1 protein-coding gene is annotated in these 658 nt (G+C 59.0%); it reads right to left on the bottom strand.

Translation table 11 applies throughout. From position 1 onward, the window contains the following. Positions 1-196: 196 nt before the first annotated feature. The gene (locus tag CSC71_RS15280) at positions 197-502 is read right to left on the bottom strand and encodes a hypothetical protein (protein WP_162375232.1); all 306 of its coding nucleotides are present in this window, start codon (positions 500-502) and stop codon (positions 197-199) included. Positions 503-658 lie beyond the last annotated feature (156 nt).

Below are 658 nucleotides of genomic sequence, written 5' to 3'. Positions count from 1 at the left end.
GACGCTATCGGCGGTGCGATGGGAGCCGGCGATGCGGGCGCACTACCAACAATTGCGGGCACGTGGAAAGGTGGCCAAGGTCGCGCTGGTGGCGTGCATGCGCAAGCTGCTGACGATCGTCAATGCGAGGCGGCGGGACGAGTTGAAGGCCTTGGCGGCTGTCGCCTAAAGGCACCTTCTCAAGACAGTTGCTGAGTTAAGCCGCGCCGCGAAGCGGCGTCGGCTTGAATGAATTGTTAGGTGTGCCATCAGGGCACACGGATTTTACGGGCAGTCCATCCTTGAGGTTGAAATACTCAATGCAACCATTCCTGGGTCTCTTGCCGATGTCGGAAGCAGCAAAGATCTCGCCGGGCGTAGTGGTTCCGTCACTGTTCCAGTCCATTTCTGCCCAGGAATAGTCTTGGTTGCAGGCGACAATGGCGATTGTGCCGGCGGCAAAAAGAACGAGCGCAATAAGGCCGCCAACAAAGATGCCGAGGTAGTGCGCTGCTTTGCTCATGCGGTGTATCCGTGAGTCTCCATGCACACCTAACGCCTTATGTCTTGGCTTTCCCCTACTGTAAACGCCGAGAGCCCGGTGTGCGCGCCCGATAACGCCTCGGTGTAGCGGCACCGTAATTCAGCAGGGGCCGCACACCGGATCTCACGTCCCGAC

The sequence above is a fragment of the Pseudoxanthomonas sangjuensis genome, from assembly GCF_010211755.1.
In the GTDB taxonomy this organism is placed as follows: Bacteria; Pseudomonadota; Gammaproteobacteria; order Xanthomonadales; family Xanthomonadaceae; genus Pseudoxanthomonas_A; species Pseudoxanthomonas_A sangjuensis.
Note: the sequence above shows the minus strand (reverse complement) of the source record. Positions and strands in the feature narration are given on the sequence as shown.